The organism is Pseudoalteromonas sp. TB41 (assembly GCF_000497975.1).
Taxonomy (GTDB): domain Bacteria; phylum Pseudomonadota; class Gammaproteobacteria; order Enterobacterales; family Alteromonadaceae; genus Pseudoalteromonas; species Pseudoalteromonas tetraodonis.
This window is the reverse complement of the sequence record NZ_AUTH01000120.1, coordinates 79,432-96,510: the sequence shown is the minus strand read 5'-3', so window position 1 is coordinate 96,510 and position 17,079 is coordinate 79,432. Positions and strand designations below refer to the sequence as shown.

General features: G+C 40.0%; 20 protein-coding genes. 12 read left to right on the top strand and 8 right to left on the bottom strand.

Features of this window, described 5'->3' with window-relative positions; genetic code table 11:
* Nucleotides 1–4 precede the first annotated feature (4 nt).
* Both L641_RS0121375 and L641_RS0121370 read right to left on the bottom strand, forming a co-directional pair.
* Entirely contained in the window at nt 5–451 is a 447-nt protein-coding gene (locus L641_RS0121375; protein WP_024603080.1) for a hypothetical protein, read from the bottom strand.
* Between the two features lie 109 nt (nt 452–560).
* Nucleotides 561–1,508, bottom strand: coding sequence for a LysR family transcriptional regulator (locus tag L641_RS0121370; protein WP_024603079.1), 948 nt, complete (start codon nt 1,506–1,508; stop codon nt 561–563).
* A 117-nt stretch (nt 1,509–1,625) separates the two neighbouring features.
* On the opposite strand from L641_RS0121370, the gene aceK reads away from it, so the two are divergent.
* From aceK to lepB, 4 genes are all read left to right on the top strand, one after another.
* A complete protein-coding gene (aceK, locus tag L641_RS0121365; RefSeq protein WP_024603078.1) occupies nt 1,626–3,407 on the top strand; it encodes a bifunctional isocitrate dehydrogenase kinase/phosphatase in 1,782 nt (593 codons plus the stop codon).
* Nucleotides 3,408–3,801: 394 nt separating this feature from the next.
* The gene (locus L641_RS0121360) at nt 3,802–4,764 is read left to right on the top strand and encodes a zinc-binding dehydrogenase (RefSeq protein ID WP_024603077.1); all 963 of its coding nucleotides are present in this window, start codon (nt 3,802–3,804) and stop codon (nt 4,762–4,764) included.
* 86 nt (nt 4,765–4,850) lie between these two features.
* Nucleotides 4,851–5,105: a DUF2999 family protein gene (locus L641_RS0121355; protein WP_008113615.1), complete on the top strand. Its 255-nt coding sequence runs from the start codon at nt 4,851–4,853 to the stop codon at nt 5,103–5,105.
* Nucleotides 5,106–5,535: 430 nt separating this feature from the next.
* Entirely contained in the window at nt 5,536–6,144 is a 609-nt protein-coding gene (lepB, locus tag L641_RS0121350) for a signal peptidase I (protein ID WP_076916083.1), read from the top strand.
* A 74-nt stretch (nt 6,145–6,218) separates the two neighbouring features.
* On the opposite strand, the gene L641_RS0121345 is transcribed toward lepB, so the two are convergent.
* A complete protein-coding gene (locus tag L641_RS0121345; protein ID WP_013465062.1) occupies nt 6,219–6,932 on the bottom strand; it encodes a flagellar brake protein in 714 nt (237 codons plus the stop codon).
* 155 nt (nt 6,933–7,087) lie between these two features.
* The gene (locus L641_RS0121340; RefSeq protein WP_024603075.1) at nt 7,088–7,480 is read right to left on the bottom strand and encodes a fasciclin domain-containing protein; all 393 of its coding nucleotides are present in this window, start codon (nt 7,478–7,480) and stop codon (nt 7,088–7,090) included.
* A gap of 240 nt (nt 7,481–7,720) precedes the next feature.
* On the opposite strand from L641_RS0121340, the gene L641_RS0121335 reads away from it, so the two are divergent.
* The 3 genes from L641_RS0121335 to L641_RS0121325 all read left to right on the top strand — a co-directional run bounded on the left by L641_RS0121335 (nt 7,721) and on the right by L641_RS0121325 (nt 9,401).
* Nucleotides 7,721–8,251: a heme-binding protein gene (locus L641_RS0121335; protein ID WP_024603074.1), complete on the top strand. Its 531-nt coding sequence runs from the start codon at nt 7,721–7,723 to the stop codon at nt 8,249–8,251.
* A 58-nt stretch (nt 8,252–8,309) separates the two neighbouring features.
* Nucleotides 8,310–8,786: a nucleoside deaminase gene (locus L641_RS0121330; RefSeq protein WP_024603073.1), complete on the top strand. Its 477-nt coding sequence runs from the start codon at nt 8,310–8,312 to the stop codon at nt 8,784–8,786.
* Between the two features lie 93 nt (nt 8,787–8,879).
* Nucleotides 8,880–9,401, top strand: coding sequence for a DUF2937 family protein (locus L641_RS0121325; protein ID WP_024603072.1), 522 nt, complete (start codon nt 8,880–8,882; stop codon nt 9,399–9,401).
* A gap of 14 nt (nt 9,402–9,415) precedes the next feature.
* Here L641_RS0121325 and L641_RS0121320 read toward each other — a convergent pair whose 3' ends face one another.
* The gene (locus L641_RS0121320; protein WP_024603071.1) at nt 9,416–9,958 is read right to left on the bottom strand and encodes a DUF3365 domain-containing protein; all 543 of its coding nucleotides are present in this window, start codon (nt 9,956–9,958) and stop codon (nt 9,416–9,418) included.
* Nucleotides 9,959–10,093: 135 nt separating this feature from the next.
* On the opposite strand from L641_RS0121320, the gene L641_RS23435 reads away from it, so the two are divergent.
* Nucleotides 10,094–10,267, top strand: a complete 174-nt coding sequence (locus L641_RS23435; RefSeq protein ID WP_171048717.1) for a hypothetical protein — start codon at nt 10,094–10,096, stop codon at nt 10,265–10,267.
* A 225-nt stretch (nt 10,268–10,492) separates the two neighbouring features.
* Entirely contained in the window at nt 10,493–11,134 is a 642-nt protein-coding gene (locus L641_RS0121310) for a hypothetical protein (protein ID WP_249365197.1), read from the top strand.
* 112 nt (nt 11,135–11,246) lie between these two features.
* Here L641_RS0121310 and metG read toward each other — a convergent pair whose 3' ends face one another.
* Nucleotides 11,247–13,271 (bottom strand): methionine--tRNA ligase, encoded by a 2,025-nt coding sequence (metG, locus tag L641_RS0121305; RefSeq protein ID WP_013465054.1) that lies wholly within the window; start codon nt 13,269–13,271, stop codon nt 11,247–11,249.
* A 177-nt stretch (nt 13,272–13,448) separates the two neighbouring features.
* Between metG and apbC the strand changes: the two genes are divergently transcribed.
* Nucleotides 13,449–14,525 carry an iron-sulfur cluster carrier protein ApbC gene (gene apbC / locus L641_RS0121300; RefSeq protein WP_024603069.1) on the top strand — a complete coding sequence of 359 codons (1,077 nt, stop codon included), beginning with the start codon at nt 13,449–13,451 and terminating at the stop codon, nt 14,523–14,525.
* A gap of 2 nt (nt 14,526–14,527) precedes the next feature.
* Entirely contained in the window at nt 14,528–15,112 is a 585-nt protein-coding gene (dcd, locus tag L641_RS0121295; protein ID WP_013465052.1) for a dCTP deaminase, read from the top strand.
* A gap of 17 nt (nt 15,113–15,129) precedes the next feature.
* On the opposite strand, the gene L641_RS0121290 is transcribed toward dcd, so the two are convergent.
* Together L641_RS0121290 and L641_RS0121285 are read right to left on the bottom strand one after the other, a co-directional pair.
* Complete coding sequence (locus L641_RS0121290; protein ID WP_024603068.1) at nt 15,130–15,915, bottom strand: CLCA_X family protein; 786 nt, start codon at nt 15,913–15,915, stop codon at nt 15,130–15,132.
* Nucleotides 15,916–15,940: 25 nt separating this feature from the next.
* On the bottom strand, nt 15,941–16,534 hold the full coding sequence (locus L641_RS0121285; protein ID WP_024603067.1) for a tRNA-uridine aminocarboxypropyltransferase: 594 nt from the start codon (nt 16,532–16,534) through the stop codon (nt 15,941–15,943).
* Nucleotides 16,535–16,666: 132 nt separating this feature from the next.
* Here L641_RS0121285 and L641_RS0121280 point away from each other — a divergent pair, with 132 nt between their 5' ends.
* On the top strand, nt 16,667–17,011 hold the full coding sequence (locus L641_RS0121280; RefSeq protein WP_013465049.1) for an Hpt domain-containing protein: 345 nt from the start codon (nt 16,667–16,669) through the stop codon (nt 17,009–17,011).
* Nucleotides 17,012–17,079 lie beyond the last annotated feature (68 nt).

Here is a 17,079-nt window from a genome sequence, read left to right as displayed (position 1 = left end):
CATTTTACGCTGCAGAGGCGTTAGCTGTTTGCTCGCGATGAACGCATGGACGCTCTGTCAGCTCTGCAGCTCTGTGGTAAAGTTTATGGGCGCTTGGCTCTTCACAGAGTGTGCCACTAAGCGTATCCATTAAAGCAACCACAATAATCGCAGGCACTTGGCAACAGTATTCATCTAGAACGGCTGCGGTTGTTTGTGCATCTACATGACAATGTGGATGACTTTTACGTTGATATGCATTTAATAAAGTATTCACGTCGAGAATGTCGTTTTCTTGGTGTTTGGTTTTACGACATGCACACCCAAACTCATCAACTAGCGTGGCTAACGCTTGGTAAACGTGTTGCGTTTGAAGTGTTGTTTTACGACACAATTGTTGTTCAATGAATTGATGTAAATTTGCATCAATGAATAATCCGTCTTGTTGTGTGAAGCTTGCTGATGTTTGCATAATTATTACTCTTAGTTTGTTGGCTTAACTTCACTGTAGCGCTAAGTGTAATATTAATGAAATTATTGTTTTCAATAACTGATATTGATTTGATCAATATTTTAATTCTTTACCTATCAATCACTGTATTTGCAAACGCCAACAACTCGCGTCTAAGCCATTGGTGCGCTGGTGTATGATGTAATAACGGGCTCCATATCATTTTTATTTCTATGGGGACGATTTGAAATGGCACAGGGCTAATCACTAAATTAGTATGGCTAGTTAAAAGCTTTGCTTGACGACGCGGAAGGGTTGCAATAAGTTGCTCAGATTGACACAGTAAACTGGCAATCATGTAATGACGAGTAAATACGCGTATTTTACGTGTTTGTTCTAATTGCCATAATGCCTCATCGACCCAGCCTAATTTTTGTTTACCTGATTTATTGGTTACAGCGGGTTCGGGCCCCCAGCCGGCTCGATTAACCCAAATATGTTCACTTTTTAAGTATTGGTCTAAGTTTGCATCGTTTAAAAATGGATTATGTGGATGGGTTAAACAACAGTAGTTATCTCGCCATACAGTAGCTTGATGAAAAGAGCGCGGCAGACCATTAAAACGGTTTATTGCCAAATCGATAGTGCCTTTTTCCATATCCTGTAGGTTCACGTCGCTGGGGCTAAGTACATCGAAGTCAATGCCCGGATTTTTAGCTAGCTGCTCGCAAATAAAGGGGGCAATTAGCGTCGATTCTATATAATCGTTTGCCATAATACGAAACGTCACGTTGGCGGTAGCCGGATTAAACTGCTCACTGGGCTGCGTGATCTCTTCTGCCATTTTTAACAGCGCTTCAATTTCGGGCTTGAGGGCAAGGGCTTTAGCTGTTGGGGTCATGGAGCCAGCTGCACGAACAAGCAAAGGATCGTCAAATAAGTCTCTTAGGCGTTTTAACGCATTGCTCATAGCCGGTTGTGTTAATGCGAGTTTATTGGCCGCTTTAGACACACTTTTTTCATCTATTAATACATTTAAATAGACGAGTAGGTTGAGATCGACATTTCTTATATTCATATGATCAATTTTATTTATTTGCTGTATTAATTATCTAAATTAAAGCGTGCTTGCTAAGGTGTAAACCTCTAATAAAAAATAATCAGCATAATTGCTAAAAATAGAAGCGCCTATACTATGCCTAGCACGTCGTTAACGTCTACCCACAATCCTATACAAGAACTCATAGCCACTAAGTTAGCACGCGCTGTATTTGCTGGCTTTGAAGCTATGTTTGCACAGTTCTTAAATATTACCTTAGGGGCACAAAGTCGCTTTGAACAACGCCAATATCATGAGGTGCAAGCGGCAATGCGAGCGCGCTTGCAAGTGTATGAGCGTCAAGTAAAGCAGGTGAGTGAGGCCGTTAAAGTGATTGCCTATGATGAACTAAACTGTCCACAAACATGGCAACGAGCAAAAAATATTTATGGCGAAATGGTTAAAGAGCATGAAAACCAGCCAATTGCACATACGTTTTTTAATTCTACTTTTGGCGCTATTTGGGATGATAAAAAAATTCGTACGGTGCATTTATTTGTCTTAAAAGCAAAGTACCGGGGGCAACCACGTTCTTATGAAGGGCTTGTGAGTCGTATTTCCTTAAAAGAAGGCTTTGATAGCGCAGTTAAAACTTTAGTCAATGAACAAGTGTTTAGAGTGCCATTTAAAAATTTAAACGAGGACTTAGCTAAACTACAAGCAACGTTAACCCAAGGGGCGCAGCAACAATGCAGACAAGTGTATGAGCTAATAAGTTTAAATGACGGCTATATTGAGTACGCCAATTCACACTTTTACCGAAATAAAGCGTGTTATGTAATAGGACGATGTATTGCTAAAAATGGCGATAATATGCCCTTTGCAATAGCCATTTTAAATACCCCTGACGGGCTTACAATTGATGCTGTGATGATGGGTGCTGATCAGCTGAGCTTGTTATTTGGCTTTGCGCGCACGTACTTTATGGTAGATACCGACCAACCTGCAAGGTATGTAGATTACTTAAGTGTGTTAATGCCTCACAAACAACGGTTTGAATTGTTTAATGCGATAGGTTTTATTAAACATGCGAAAACAGAATTTTATCGCTATAAGGTGGACACGACTAAAAGTAGCCCCGAGCAATATAAATATCATTTAGCGCCAGGTACACCAGGTATGGTGATGCTTGTTTTTACAATTGATGGCCTAGACTATGTGTACAAAGTAATAAAAGATAAATTTAGTGCACCAAAAACGGCGACAAAACAGCACGTAAAAGATAAATATAACTTTGTAAAACAGGCTGATAGAGTAGGGCGATTAGTTGATACTCATGAATTTAGATACCTAGCCTTTGATTTAAGTCGTTTTAGTGATGAATTGCTTACACAAATGAAAAAACACATTGGTGATAGCTTAATTATTTCGGGCAAAGCGTTAATACTCAAACATGTCTATGTTGAGCGAAAAATGACACCGCTTAATTTATATATCGGTCAATGTACCAGTAAATCACTGCAGCAGGTGATGGTTGATTATGGTAAAGCGATTAAAGAGCTTGCCAGTGCTAATATTTTTGCCGGTGACATGCTAATGAAAAACTTTGGTGTGACACGTTGGGGGCGAGTGGTATTTTATGATTACGATGAAATTTGCCCTCTTACTGATTGTAATTTTAGAGAAGTGCCAAATACTGACAACGCGTTAGAGGAAATAAGCTCATATTCTTATTTTGACATAGACCAAAATGATATATTCCCGAGTCAATTTAAGGTGTTTTTTAGTGCCAGCAGCAGTGCCTTTAGCCATTTTAATCATTATCATAGTGACTTATTTACGGCAAAGTACTGGCAAATGACTCAGCAAGGTATTGAGCAAGGTCAGCTTCCTGATGTATATCCTTATAAACAAAGCTGGCGCTTTAATAATTTATAGTTTTGTTTATCTTTCAAGGTTAAATTTGAAGTTGTGTTTTTAGACAAGGCTTCCCCAGCAATTGCTGATAACGCAGCATAAATGCAGAACATGTACTGCCCAACGAGTTCGGCCAAATTGAACAAAGGTTAGTCCACAAAGGCCAATACACTGATTAAATCAGCACTGAATTTTTGTGCTTAAGGCGCTGTTAACTCCAAAAGGAGTATTATGAGTTTAAATTAGTTGGCTTCGCTTTTTTGTCAGGCTTTGTGTTTGCCAGTGCTAAAACCCCGAGGTTACATCAATAAAATTACTAACCACTACACACTTTAATCATATTACACAGTAAATAACGAGTTAGTTGAAGCCGAAGTATGGCGAAAATCAAATAGAATAAAATACGAGGAGATTTATGCAGTACATTTCACATCAAGATCAGCAGTTAGCGTTTGAACAAACCGACAAGCCGAAGATTAGCAGTAATGAAGTATTGGTAAAAGTAGCAGCGATTGGCGTTAACCGCGCCGATTGTATGCAGCGCCAAGGTAAGTATCCTGCTCCTGAAGGGGATAGCCCTATTCTAGGACTCGAATGTGCAGGTACCGTGTGTGAGCTTGGCAGTGAGGTAGACCCTAAATGGCAAGATAAGCGTATTTTTACTCTATGTGCCGGTGGTGCCTACAGTGAATATGTCGCGGTAGATGCGCAGCAATTAATGGAATTGCCAGATAATATTTCTATGGCACAAGGTGCTGCTATTAGTGAAGTGTATTTAACTGCCTTTGGCGCACTCTTTGAGTTAGGAAAACTACAATCAGGGCAAACGGCGCTTATTCATGCCGGTGCCAGTGGCGTAGGCGGAGCGGCTATTCAAATGGCAAAAAGTGCCGGTGCACAGGTGGTAATAACAGCAGGGTCTGATGAAAAATGTGAACACGCTAAAAGCTTGGGTGCTGACCATGTGATTAATTATAAAACCACTGATTTTGTTGAATATATGAAGGCACATAACTTAAGTGCAAACGCCATAGTCGATCCGGTTTCTGGCCGCTATTTAAATAAAAATGCCAAAGTGGCCGCAATGGATTGTCAGATTGTGATGCTCGCATTTTTAGATAGTCGCTTTGCCGAAGTCGATTTTGCACGCTTATTACAAAAGCGCATTTCGTTTCATGCCTCGACATTACGTAATCGCAGTATCGCGTTTAAACGTGCGTTAAGAGATGCATTTGTAGCGCGCTTTTATGATGATATTGCCAATCAGAAATATGACTTTAATATTTATAAAATCATGCCATGGCAACAAGCTAGTGAGGCACATGCCATTTTAGAGGGTAATGAAAACTCAGGTAAAGTTGTATTGTTGGTAGAGTGAAACAAGTAATGCCACAGGGATTAATATTGTTAATCCCTGTATGAGGCCATATACTTTAACAAACTATTTCGATTTTAAGGTTAATAATGAATCCAATTATTGCAATATTAAAAGAGCACAATGTCAGCGATGAAAAAGTAGCGGCATTATTTGAAGCATTTACCCAAAACCCAATGATGGCTATGGCATTAGTACAAGAGCTGGGCATACCACCTGAAAAACTTCAGCAATTGATGGCGGTAGTAATGACCCAACCTCATTTAATAAAAGAAGCAACGGATGAATTAGGTTTAGATTTTGCAAAAGTACAAGAAGCGAAAGACAAGTTAAACCAGCAGTAAACTATCTTTAGAGACATGTTTTATGCATGTCTCTATCCCTAAACATGTTTTGTTACACTCTCCTTTGAACGGCTCTGCATTTATACAGTCAAATAAACACTTAACCTATAGCAGAGTCATAACATGAAGCGACTTTATAAATTTTGGAAAAATAACCGTTCTTAAGGGCCTGTTAACCTTTCAAGGTTGAATTTGCAGTAGTCTGTTTGGTATTTAAGCAAGGCAGAGCCTATGTGGTGTGGTTATTCCCCATAAATAGGCGATAACATAGCATCAATGCCAAACAGGTATTGCCCAAAGGGTTCTTCCAAGGGGCGATTAACTCTTTGTTACTCGGTTTTTACTTAGCCCACTAGGTTACAAACCTCGCGCCGCGATTAAATCGCCCCTTGTTTGAACAAATTCCAATCCGCAAAGGTCAACAGGCCCTATTGTTTTTATTATTTTAATGAGTGTGTTTCGTAGTGCCGTCGCCGATTGGTACGAAGTACCAACAGGTTCAATGAAACCGACTATTGAAGAAGGCGACCGAATCCTTACCGATAAAATGGCGTATGATTTACGTATACCATTTACGCATGTATCCCTGTTAAGACTGGCAGAACCACAAACCGGCGATATTATTGTATTTGATTCTAAAGTGGCGGATAACCGTTTAATAAAACGCGTTATTGGCACACCAGGTGATATAGTTTCATTGCAAAATAACGAATTGACCATTAATGGCGAGAAAGTAAGTTATAGCACTTTAAACGAGAGTATTCGGTGGCTAGATAAAACTGAGCACTTAAAGGGGCATGCTCATACCATACGGCTTACCAAATCGGCAGCAAGCTTAGTGCAGTTTCCGGCAACACCAATAGCAGCAGTTCATTATCTGGTTATGGGTGATAACCGCGATAACAGTGCGGATTCGCGGGTCATTGGATTAGTTCCACGTGATGAGTTGCTTGGTCGGGCAGAGCGTGTGATTGTCTCGCTTGATTATGATGATTACTACTTGCCAAGAAGTGACCGGTTTTTGAAGCGTTTAGAATAAAAAACTAACTATTACAATGGCTAAGCAAGATTGGTTAGCCATTGCTGTTTCTGCAGGTAGGATTATTTAAGGCATTAATCAATATCAATCGAGTAAGCTTCTAACAGCTTGTTAAGCTTAACTTGCTCTGAAGCATCAAACTCTATACCAACGCTAAGGCGGTTGCCTTTCATTTGGTTATTCCTAATGTAAGACGTAATAATAACAGGCTCGTTGTCTAATGGAGAAAGTATATGCACAAAAACTTGACGTTTTTTTAGTGCAACAAATCCAGAGCTTACGTGAATAGCAAAGCGACAACCACTCGGAGAAATATCAATAATTAAACCGTGCAATAAGCTTTTATTATCAGCATCAATATCGCCTTTATGTAAACTAATTTTAGCCGGAATGTGTGTAGGCAACCTGCTAGTTTCACGTAATTGTCGGCTTTCAATTTTTTTAGGGTAAGCTAAATAAATTAATCGTTCAGGGCGAAATGAAATCGCTAATATGCTGGTTGAAAAAGCAACACATTCGCCCCGTTCGTCTTCAATGATATAACGTACAATAGCCCCATTACCTTCAACTAAAATGTCGCTGTAATCATTTTTACCTGCTTGAGCAGGGTATTTTAATATTAAATATTTACCGGTGTCGTAGCCGATTAAAGTGAGTTTAAAGCGAACCTGAATGGGATTGTTAAATTGTATATCAATTAGCTTTCCCGGGAGTAAATCGAGGAAAAACTTCTTTTGATCTTCAGTTGGTTTATCTTCAACAGTAGTATTATTTTTATTTGTTTCCACAAACACTTTCTCAATATTAACAGACGCTTAATTATCTTTTAATATAGTGTAAAAATCACTAGTATAAAAGAGGGCATTTAGTAAAAGAAAATAATACTTTGTGCTTGTAATAGTGAGCGGAGTTAGTATTTTACTCCGCTGTGGAGATTAGATTGTTACTCTTTTGGCAACAAAACAGTATCAATGACATGAATCACGCCGTTGCTGGCTTTTACATCTGCCATTACTTTACCTGATACCACATGGTAGGTAAGAATTGCAGTTAACTTGTCTTTATTTTCGCTCTTAAGAAGGTTTTCAACGGTACCTGCTGGTAGCTTGGCAAATGCTTCATCAGTTGGCGCAAATACAGTAAAAGGGCCATCTCCTTTTAACGTATCAACGAGGCCTGCCGCTTTGACAGCTGCAACGAATGTTGAAAAAGAACCATTGGCAGCAGCTACATCAACGATATCTTTTTTCATACCATGGTGATCGGCATGAGCTGCTGAAGATAGGGTTAAACTTGCTAATACAAAAGTCAGAACAGACGCTATTTTCTTAAACATGTTACTTTCCTTTAAATTGATTAGTTGTCGGTTAAATATTACGCCGGGTTGCTAGCTTACGATCATTTTAAAAAAGGGTGGGTCATTGCCTTATCCCAATAAAGGTATTTAATAAAAAGCAAAGCCAGCTATTAACCCTCCTAGTGAAAGCTTTTATGAGTAAACACGGTCTGTTTATTTTCAATTTTTTATATCCAGTTCAGCGATATAACGTCATTAATTAACAATAGGAAATAAACCATGAAAAAACGGGCTATTTTTACAGCGCTCATTGCATCACTTTCTTCATTAGCGTCTGTTGCTGGACAAACTGAAATGCAGATAAATACTTATAATCAACAGCTTGAAAATGTGGCTATGGTGGCACAATTAACGGGTGAAATGGCACAGCGTATAGTCAATGCAGTGTCTGCAGCGGCGCACAAAGACAATTTAGCTGTATCAATAACCGTTGTGGATGCATCTGGACAAACGCTGGCGGTACTTCGCGATCATCGTGCCGGTGTTCATACTATTCGTGCCAGTTATAAAAAAGCCTATACCGCCAATTCGCAAAAGCGAGAAACCGCAGTTATAGCAAAAGGCATAAATGAGGGCACTATTCCAGCAGACCTTCGTTATTTAGATGAAAACATTTTAATATTGGATGGCGGGGTGCCTATTTATATTAACGATACTGTGGTGGGGGCTGTGGGAGTTGGCGGTGCTCATGGCAGTGAGGATGTACGTGTTGCAAAAGCAGGGATCAAAGCGTTATGGTTAGCGCAGTAGAAAAACAGATCACGTTACTAAATATCTCCAAAAGTGATAGTAAAGGAGTTTACAGATTATGAACGAGACTGATTTAGCGCACTTAAAACGCACCGTAGCACTAGCTAAAGAGGCGTTAGAAGCAGGAGATGAACCGTTTGGCTCTGTGCTTGTTGATGCTGAAGGAAATATATGTATGGAAGATCGTAACCGTGTTGCGGGTGGCGATCATACTCGTCATCCTGAATTTGAGATTGCTCGTTGGGCAGCCAACAATATGACCCCTGAGCAACGCGCTGGGGCTACTGTGTATACCTCAGGGGAACATTGCCCTATGTGCGCCGCAGCACACGCATGGGTAGGTTTAGGTCGAATTATGTATGTCAGTTCATCTGCGCAATTAACTAGCTGGCTTAGCGAGCTCAAAATGACTAAGTCGCCGGTTAACCCGTTACCTATTGAAGCGGTTGCTCCTAATGTCGCTGTTTATGGGCCCGTACCAGCACTTGTTGAGCAGGTTCACGCCCTACATCGTCAATTCCACCAAGCAGATTAACAGCGCAGCACAGCGCATGGTATTTAGACTAAAGCGACTACCTGCTATAGTTAACGGTAGTCACTTTTATTAAACGCAGCACAAGGGATTATTATGATCGTTAACCTGTTCGATAAGTTAATATTTGCTTGCGCTTTTATTGTTTCATTGCAACTACCGCAGCTGAGTGATCATTACCAACAACATTTAGCGGGCTTATACCATGCAACAAAATGGCAAGTCGACGGCTATGCAAAAACGGCCAAGCAATATAACTTTTCTAGCACGCAAGCGATGATAAACCGCCATTTAGCAAACACTGAACCGAGTGTCAGAGCCGATGCAAATCAAAAACAGCAAACATTACTGCAATTTGCCGATTTAAAAAAAGGGATGGCTATTTTTGATCAAGGAAATCTACTACAAAAAATGCTGTATATGTTCTCCCCTGAGCGCGTTGACAGATTACAAAGTACACTTGATAACTTTAAGTTAGGTATTCCTTTAACCGCGAGTGCAGTGTTGTTTGCATTGGTATTAGCTATTTTATTAAATCAATTACTTATGCTGCCACATACTTTATATGTTAGGCGTAAAAAGCGTATTGCATCCGATGCAGTAAAATTTAATAGCTGATCGTTAATGAGTTATCATTGGTGATTTTCACTGGCCCTTTTAACAACAAATGCGCCACGAATGTCACCCAGTTTAAAATCAGTTGCCTGATCATTAGGGTATAAAGTCGCTATTTTTTTAGAAACTGTTGGGTCAATCTGACTGCCATGACACGCTAAACACGCTTTTTGAGTAGGAATCGCTTTTACAAAATACCAGCCATCCGGTCTTTGCTCTTGATATTCTATGCTTGCTACCGGCTCGCCATTGAGCTTACGTTGTTCAAAGTTTAATAAAACATTTTTGAGCCATGCATCGGGTTGATTATCTGAGCTACGAGTTTTCAAAGCACTGCGGCTAATTTGCCAAGGACTATTGCTATGTTGTGAAGCGATAGCGGGTGCAGCTGTATTACATACACTTATTGCCGCTAGTGGGCCGCTTTGTTTCATAGTACTAACCAGTACCTGTTTTAAATCACTTGAAAATGCCTTAATGGTTTGTCGTGCCTCGTCGGCATTGCTAGCAAAAGCAGCGGATGAAATAAATAAACTGGAAAAAAGTAAAATAACGCGCATAATACACCTCCAAACATTAGAGGGTTCTAATATACAGGGTGTCAGGTGTTTTTCAAGTAAATCGTTTAGCGTTTAAGCACTTTTTTACTTAAGGTACCGCGCCTAAAATCGATAAACAGTTTCAAGAGAAAAGATATGCACAATAAGCACGATGAGAATAAAATAATAAACCAACAAAATAACCATGATGCTGGTGGACTTAATGTACAAGATCCATTAGCCGCTATTAAAGCAATTCGACTCGAACAGTTAGCGCAATGTCGGCTTAAAACACAAAAAGAAATACAGCACATGCAAAACAAAAAATAGCCTTGGACGATAAAAACTTGCTAAGTTAACGTTATTAATTTTAAAAGGCTGGATAGTGCAATTAATCCTTTATCTATAAAACATCCGCATCAAATTATTACTTTTATAGCTTGGCTGTGCGCTTTAGCTGTGATGTTAATAGGGCTACTTGCGCCTGAAAATAAACGTGTTTTAATGCTGTTGTCACTGAGTTCGCTCTGCTTACTTGTGTTTAATAGTGTAACGATGTCAGCTTGGGTATTTAAACGTTTTAAAGACCAACAATTACGCTGTATTGCTCTTTTAGGCAGTGGCGCTTTTATGTTGTGTATCGCGGGTGATGTGGTTAATTTTAATTTACCCCAACACTATTATCGCTATAGTACCTTGATAAAACATGATTACTTAGTGGATTCAATCTTATTTTTTGCACCTGGTTACAGCCTTTTATTTATAGCCTGTGTGTTAGCTTTTAATATAAAACGCCGGGTGTCGCTTATAAAAAGTGCACTTTTTTTTGTTGTTGTGTTGGTGCTAAGTAGTGCGTCGTTCTCTTCTATGTATCTTGAGGGGGCAGGAGATACTATTTTAGCTATGACAGGGGTTTATAGCTTAGTGATAACGGCTGTTGGACTTATGGGTCTGGTATTAGTTGTTGCCTATGGTGGGATTAACGCACCCAAATCAATAGTGTGGGTGAGCTTAGGGCTTTTCCTTGCTGCATTGGCTGATGCCATTATTGGTGCTTTTTGGATTTATGGTAATCAGGGGCAAGGCTTTTACCCTCAAGTGCGCTATATTAACTGGTTTGTGTATATTAGCTCGCAAAGCTTGGTGATTCACTTAGCAAAAGTTGTTGCAGTAATACCAAATCGCAATAATGCTTAATTATTTTCAGGAAGTAAACCAGAGAATAGCGGCGTTAAAAATTCTTATTAGAATAGCTAAATAACAGATGAAAAAAAAGCCGCTAAATATTAGCGGCTTTAAGCGATAATAATTACATTACGCGCATACCCGGCTCAGAGCCGTCGTCTGGGTTAAGAATGTAAATTTCTTTACCACCAGGGCCTGCCGCAAGTACCATGCCTTCAGACATTCCAAAGCGCATTTTACGCGGTTTAAGGTTAGCGACCATCACAGTTAGCTTTCCTTCGATGTCTTCTGGTGCGTAGGCTGATTTAATACCTGCAAATACTTGGCGTGTTTCGCCGCCTAAATCAAGAGTTAACTTAAGCAATTTGTCAGCGCCTTCTACGTGCTCTGCTTTAGCTATTTTAGCTACACGCAGGTCTACCTTTGCAAAGTCATCAAACTCAATCTCTTCGCTAATTGGCTCTTTTGCAAGTGGGCTATTAGGATCGATTTTGTCTTTTTCAGCAACTAAACTTTCTTTTGATTCTTCAACCATTTTATTCACTTTATCCATTTCTACACGTTGCATTAACGGCTTAAATTTATTGATAGGGTGGTTTACTAACGCTGTTTGCGCACCTTGCCAAGATAATTCATCATTTAAAAAGGCTTCAACATTACTTGCCATGCCAGGTAGCACTGGTTTTAAGTAAGTGATCAACACGCGGAATAGGTTAAGTCCTAGTGAACAAACCTGATGCGCTTCTTCTTGCTTTGATTCATCTTTAATAAGCACCCAAGGCGCAGCATTATCAATAAACTGGTTTGCTTTATCTGCAAGTGCCATGATTTCACGAATTGCGCGGCTGTATTCACGGTTCTCGTAATATTCGGTGATTGTCGCTGATGCGTTTTGGAATTCTGCAAGCAATTGAGGTTGCATAACTGTATTGCTCAGCTTACCGTCGAACTTTTTAGTAATAAAACCAGCACAACGACTGGCAATATTCACTACTTTACCCACTAAGTCTGAGTTTACACGTTGTGCAAAATCTTCAAGGTTTAAATCTAAATCGGTAATGCCACTATTAAGTTTAGCTGCGTAGTAGTAACGTAAAAACTCTGGGTCTAGGTTATCTAAATAAGTACGCGCTTTAATAAACGTGCCTTTTGATTTAGACATTTTTGCGCCATTGACCGTAACAAAACCATGGGCAAATACGTTAGTTGGCTTTCTAAATTGAGCGCCTTCTAACATAGCAGGCCAAAATAGGCTGTGGAAATAGATGATGTCTTTACCAATAAAGTGATAAAGCTCAGCGTCTGAGCCTTCTTGCCAAAATGCATCAAAGTCGATGCCTTGTTTATCACATAAGTTTTTAAAGCTCGCCATATAACCAATAGGCGCATCTAGCCATACGTAAAAGTATTTACCTGGTGCGTTTGGAATTTCAAAACCAAAATAAGGTGCATCACGGCTAATGTCCCATTGCTGGAGACCATCGGCAAACCACTCATCTAACTTGTTGGCCATTTCTTGTTGAATTGTGCCTGAATGTAGCCACTCTTTAAGCATGTCTTCAAAGGCGGGTAAATCAAAAAAGTAATGCTCAGAATCTTTTAAGATAGGCTCAGCACCCGACATAACAGAGCGTGGGTTGATCAGCTCTGTTGGGCTATAGGTTGCGCCACAGGCATCACAGCTATCACCGTTTTGATCTTCTGATTTACAGGTAGGGCAGGTGCCAGTAACAAAGCGGTCTGGCAGAAAAATGCCTTTTTCTGGATCGAATAACTGGGAAATAGTGTGCTTTTTAATATGACCGGCATCATTAAGGCGGTTATAAATAAGCTCACTAAATTCTTTATTTTCTTGGCTGTGAGTGCTGTGGTAGTTATCAAATTTGATATTAAAATCAGCAAAATCGCGTTGGCGTTCTATGCTAACATTTTTAACCATTTCCTCTGGCGTGATCCCTTGCTTTTGCGCATTAAGCATAATAGGTGTGCCATGAGCATCATCGGCGCACACATAGTATGCTTCGTGGCCTTGTAGTTTTTGAAAACGCGACCAAATATCAGTTTGAATATACTCTAATAAATGCCCTAAATGGGTAGGGCCATTGGCATAAGGTAATGCGCTAGTAATCAGGATCTTTCGCTGTGCCATAATCATTCCGAATTAAGCGTTCCTAGTCAGGAACAGATGAAAATTATTACATTATCGATAAGCGCGGTAGTAACAGAGTACACTGCTTATGGATATTTACTAATTGACTGGTGTTAATGCCCTGAATGTTACATAATTCCGTGGCACTTTTCATCAAAGAAACGCTATTTTATTGCTATGTTTGGACTGTCGAAACTATTCTCTGCTAAATCGGTGCAAAAACAACCGATTATTTCTGCTTTAGCGGCCTATCGAAGTGCCGCTTTCGCTGTGGGTATTGTGCAAGATTTTATCGCTGATATTACTCAAAACACCGATAAATCAATTATTGTTAAACTCACTCTTCCGTTTGCAGCACAATCTGAAATACCACATGTTGCTAAATTTTTAACCGAGCGTTTAAAGATTGATGTAAACGTAACGGCCAGTGTTCACCTTAAAGAGGCTGCGAAATTTAAAGCCATTAAACATATTGTTTTAGTCGCCTCAGGCAAAGGTGGGGTGGGTAAATCTACTACGGCTGTAAATCTTGCGGGCTCGCTTAAAAATGAAGGCGCAAAAGTAGGCATACTAGATGCCGACATTTACGGTCCGTCAATTCCTATGTTGTTAGGATTAGTTGGCAGTGAGCCGGTTACAAAAGACAATAAACAATTACAACCGTTTGATGCCAATGGTATTAAAGCGCAATCTATCGGTTTTTTAGTCCCCAGCGATGATGCCACCGTATGGCGCGGCCCAATGGCCTCAGGCGCGCTTAGTCAGCTTTTAAATGAAACCGATTGGGGTGAACTTGATTATTTAATTGTAGATATGCCGCCAGGTACCGGTGATATTCAATTAACCATGAGCCAAAAAGTGCCAGCCAGTGGCACCGTGATTGTCACGACGCCACAAGACTTAGCGCTTGCTGATGCGCAAAAGGGTATTGCTATGTTTAATAAAGTAAATGTGCCAGTGCTCGGTTTGATTGAAAATATGAGCCATTACATTTGTGGGCATTGCGGCGAGGCCAATCATGTATTTGGTAAAGACGGTGCACAAAAATTAGCCCTTAAGCATGGTGTGCCTGTGCTTTCGCATATTCCGCTTGCGATTGATATCAGAGAATCCTCTGAGCAAGGTAAGTTGATTGCCGATGAGACAGATGCGGCTATTAGCAAAACTTACAGCGCGGCCGCACGATTGATTGCCAGCACGCTTTACTATCAACAACATCACAACGCGATTGACGTTGTGATTACGGAAGATTAAAAATGAGACTTTCAGATACACATATTAAAGAATACTTAAACGATGGGCGCATTGTTATCGAGCCCGCGCCAACGAGTGAAATGATTTCAGGGGTTACCGCTGATCTTCGCTTAGGTAATAAGTTTAGAACATTTCATGCCCATAATGCCGCTTATGTTGATTTAAGTGGTCCAAAAGATCAGCTTAATAAAGCGTTAGAATCAATCATGAGCGACGAAATTGTATTAGCTGAAGGCGAAGCGTTTTTTCTACATCCTGGCGAGCTTGCGTTGGCAATAACCTATGAAAAAGTAACCCTACCTGCAGACATTGTTGGTTGGTTAGATGGGCGTTCATCGCTGGCACGTTTGGGTTTAATGGTGCATGTTACAGCACACAGAATAGATCCTGGTTGGAGTGGTAATATTGTTTTAGAGTTTTATAACTCTGGTAAGCTGCCGCTTGCGCTCAGACCTATGATGAAAATTGGCGCAATGAGTTTTGAAACACTTACCGGTCCGTGTGAAAGCCCTTATAACACCCGCATTGATGCAAAATATAAAGATCAGAATAGTGCGGTAGCAAGCCGTATCAGTGACGATAAATAACTAAGCTAAACAATAGCTTATTTTTCTAGTTGATGAAGCGCATAACCTAATAGTTGAAAATAATGGTTAATCGCTTCATTGGCGTGTAACGTGTGCTTTAGCTCAGGATAAATTAAGTTATTATTACTCAAACCGCCGACTAAGAAACTGTTTTTGATTGTTTGATGCTCGTTGATACAGGCTTCAAAACACCGAGCAGCAAGCTCCTCTGGCATACTCATATACTGCTGATTATGCGCTTTATCAAACGCAATGCATTTATTTACAAATTCATTGGCATGTTCACCGCTTTGCTCTAAAAACACCTGTTTATAAAATTCATTAAGTGCATCATTAAGTGGATGGCTTAAGTCGGGAGAGTGTGATAACCATAACTTAGAGGCGAAACCAAAGCGGGTTTTTGATTTAAACAAATGCTCACTAATATGATGATCAAAAGCATGAAACCATTCATGGGCTAAAGCGCCACCGCCTGCATTTTTAGCCAGTGCTAAGGTTTGGTCATACGCATTATAATGTGCTTGCACGCCTTTTTGTCCACCGTGACCAAAAGCGAGATTAAGTTTGCCACGCAGGCCAATGGCAGTGGGTGGTAAATGCAGAATCTGCGCTAAATCAGCCAGCGCATCATAAATTAAGTTGGCACTAATAAAACGCTCTTCTTTAGTAACCCACTTACCAACCACCATAGAACGAAAACCAAAAGTGGTTCTTATATCACTAAAATCGACTTGATCGTCAAAACGATAGTCGGGGCCTTGGCGAGAAAATCCGCGTTTTAATCGAGATGTGGTATTACGCATCGGTTATTTTATTTCAGCTCATACATTACAAGTAACGTGCTTTTACGTGAGCGGGCATGTGTTGGGTTTGTTTTTTTATTAATTCCTCTAATAAACCATACAAGGGCGCAGGGTTTAGTGCTTCTATGAGCCATAAACTATGCGCTACTGCTTCTAGTGTCGATAAACTATCTGCTCTAGGGGCTTTACGAATAGCATAACGGTTGGTGGGAATATGGCTAAAGCTTACCGTTTTAAACTGTTGTAATAACGGGGTTAATTGCAAAATTTTAAAAGCTTTATTCCATGTACCATCAATCACAATTAAATGCGTAATATCTTGAAGGTTTTCTTTACTATTCGGTCGGTCTAATTTTACGGCGCTCTCGCTTGGGTAGAGTAATACGCTCGATTCAATAGGCAGGTTCTGTAAACAGGCGAAGTCTTGATTATTTTCGCCTCTAATAATTTTACAGTGGGTTAAACCCAAAGCTAATAGCTGCGCCGTATTTTTGCTCACTTTTGCTTCATTGGGGTGCTGCAAAATAATAACCTGAGTTTGGTTAGTAACACGGGTAATTGCGCTGCAAATACAAGTGCTTAGCGAAAAGTTACACTGTTTACAATGAGGACGTGCCATTGAATACACTATTTCGTTGGTACATTTGCCGTAATTATACATTTTTGCACTAATAAAGTTGGTTTTTTTTGTGCTTAGATATAGAGTAAGAGATAAGAAGAAAATCGATGGACCGTATTGAAGGGCATGAATATGACAGAGATCAATATTGACGAATCCGCTTTAGAAAGTATGGAATCGCTATTAGGTGAACAATTTCCAGATACGCTGGAATTTTGTTGTGCGGAATTTGAGCGATTGGGTAACGAAGCAATTGCTGCGCTTGGGCAAGATAAAGAGGCTGCTATTCGCCACTCTCATAGCCTTAAATCAAACGCCGCTCAATTTGGTGCGGCAAGTTTAGCCGAAGTTGCTCGTTTAATTGAATATAATTTAAATAACGGGAATGACGAGCAGGCTGTTAATGCAGCCGATGGATTAATGGCGCAAGTTACTGGTTCACAAGCAAAACTAAATGCATGGTTAGCTGGGCGCTAAACGCGTTTCAATAGTAATAAAAAAGAGTGTTAACGTGAATTTTTTTCAGTTTTAAGCGCTTAATTTTC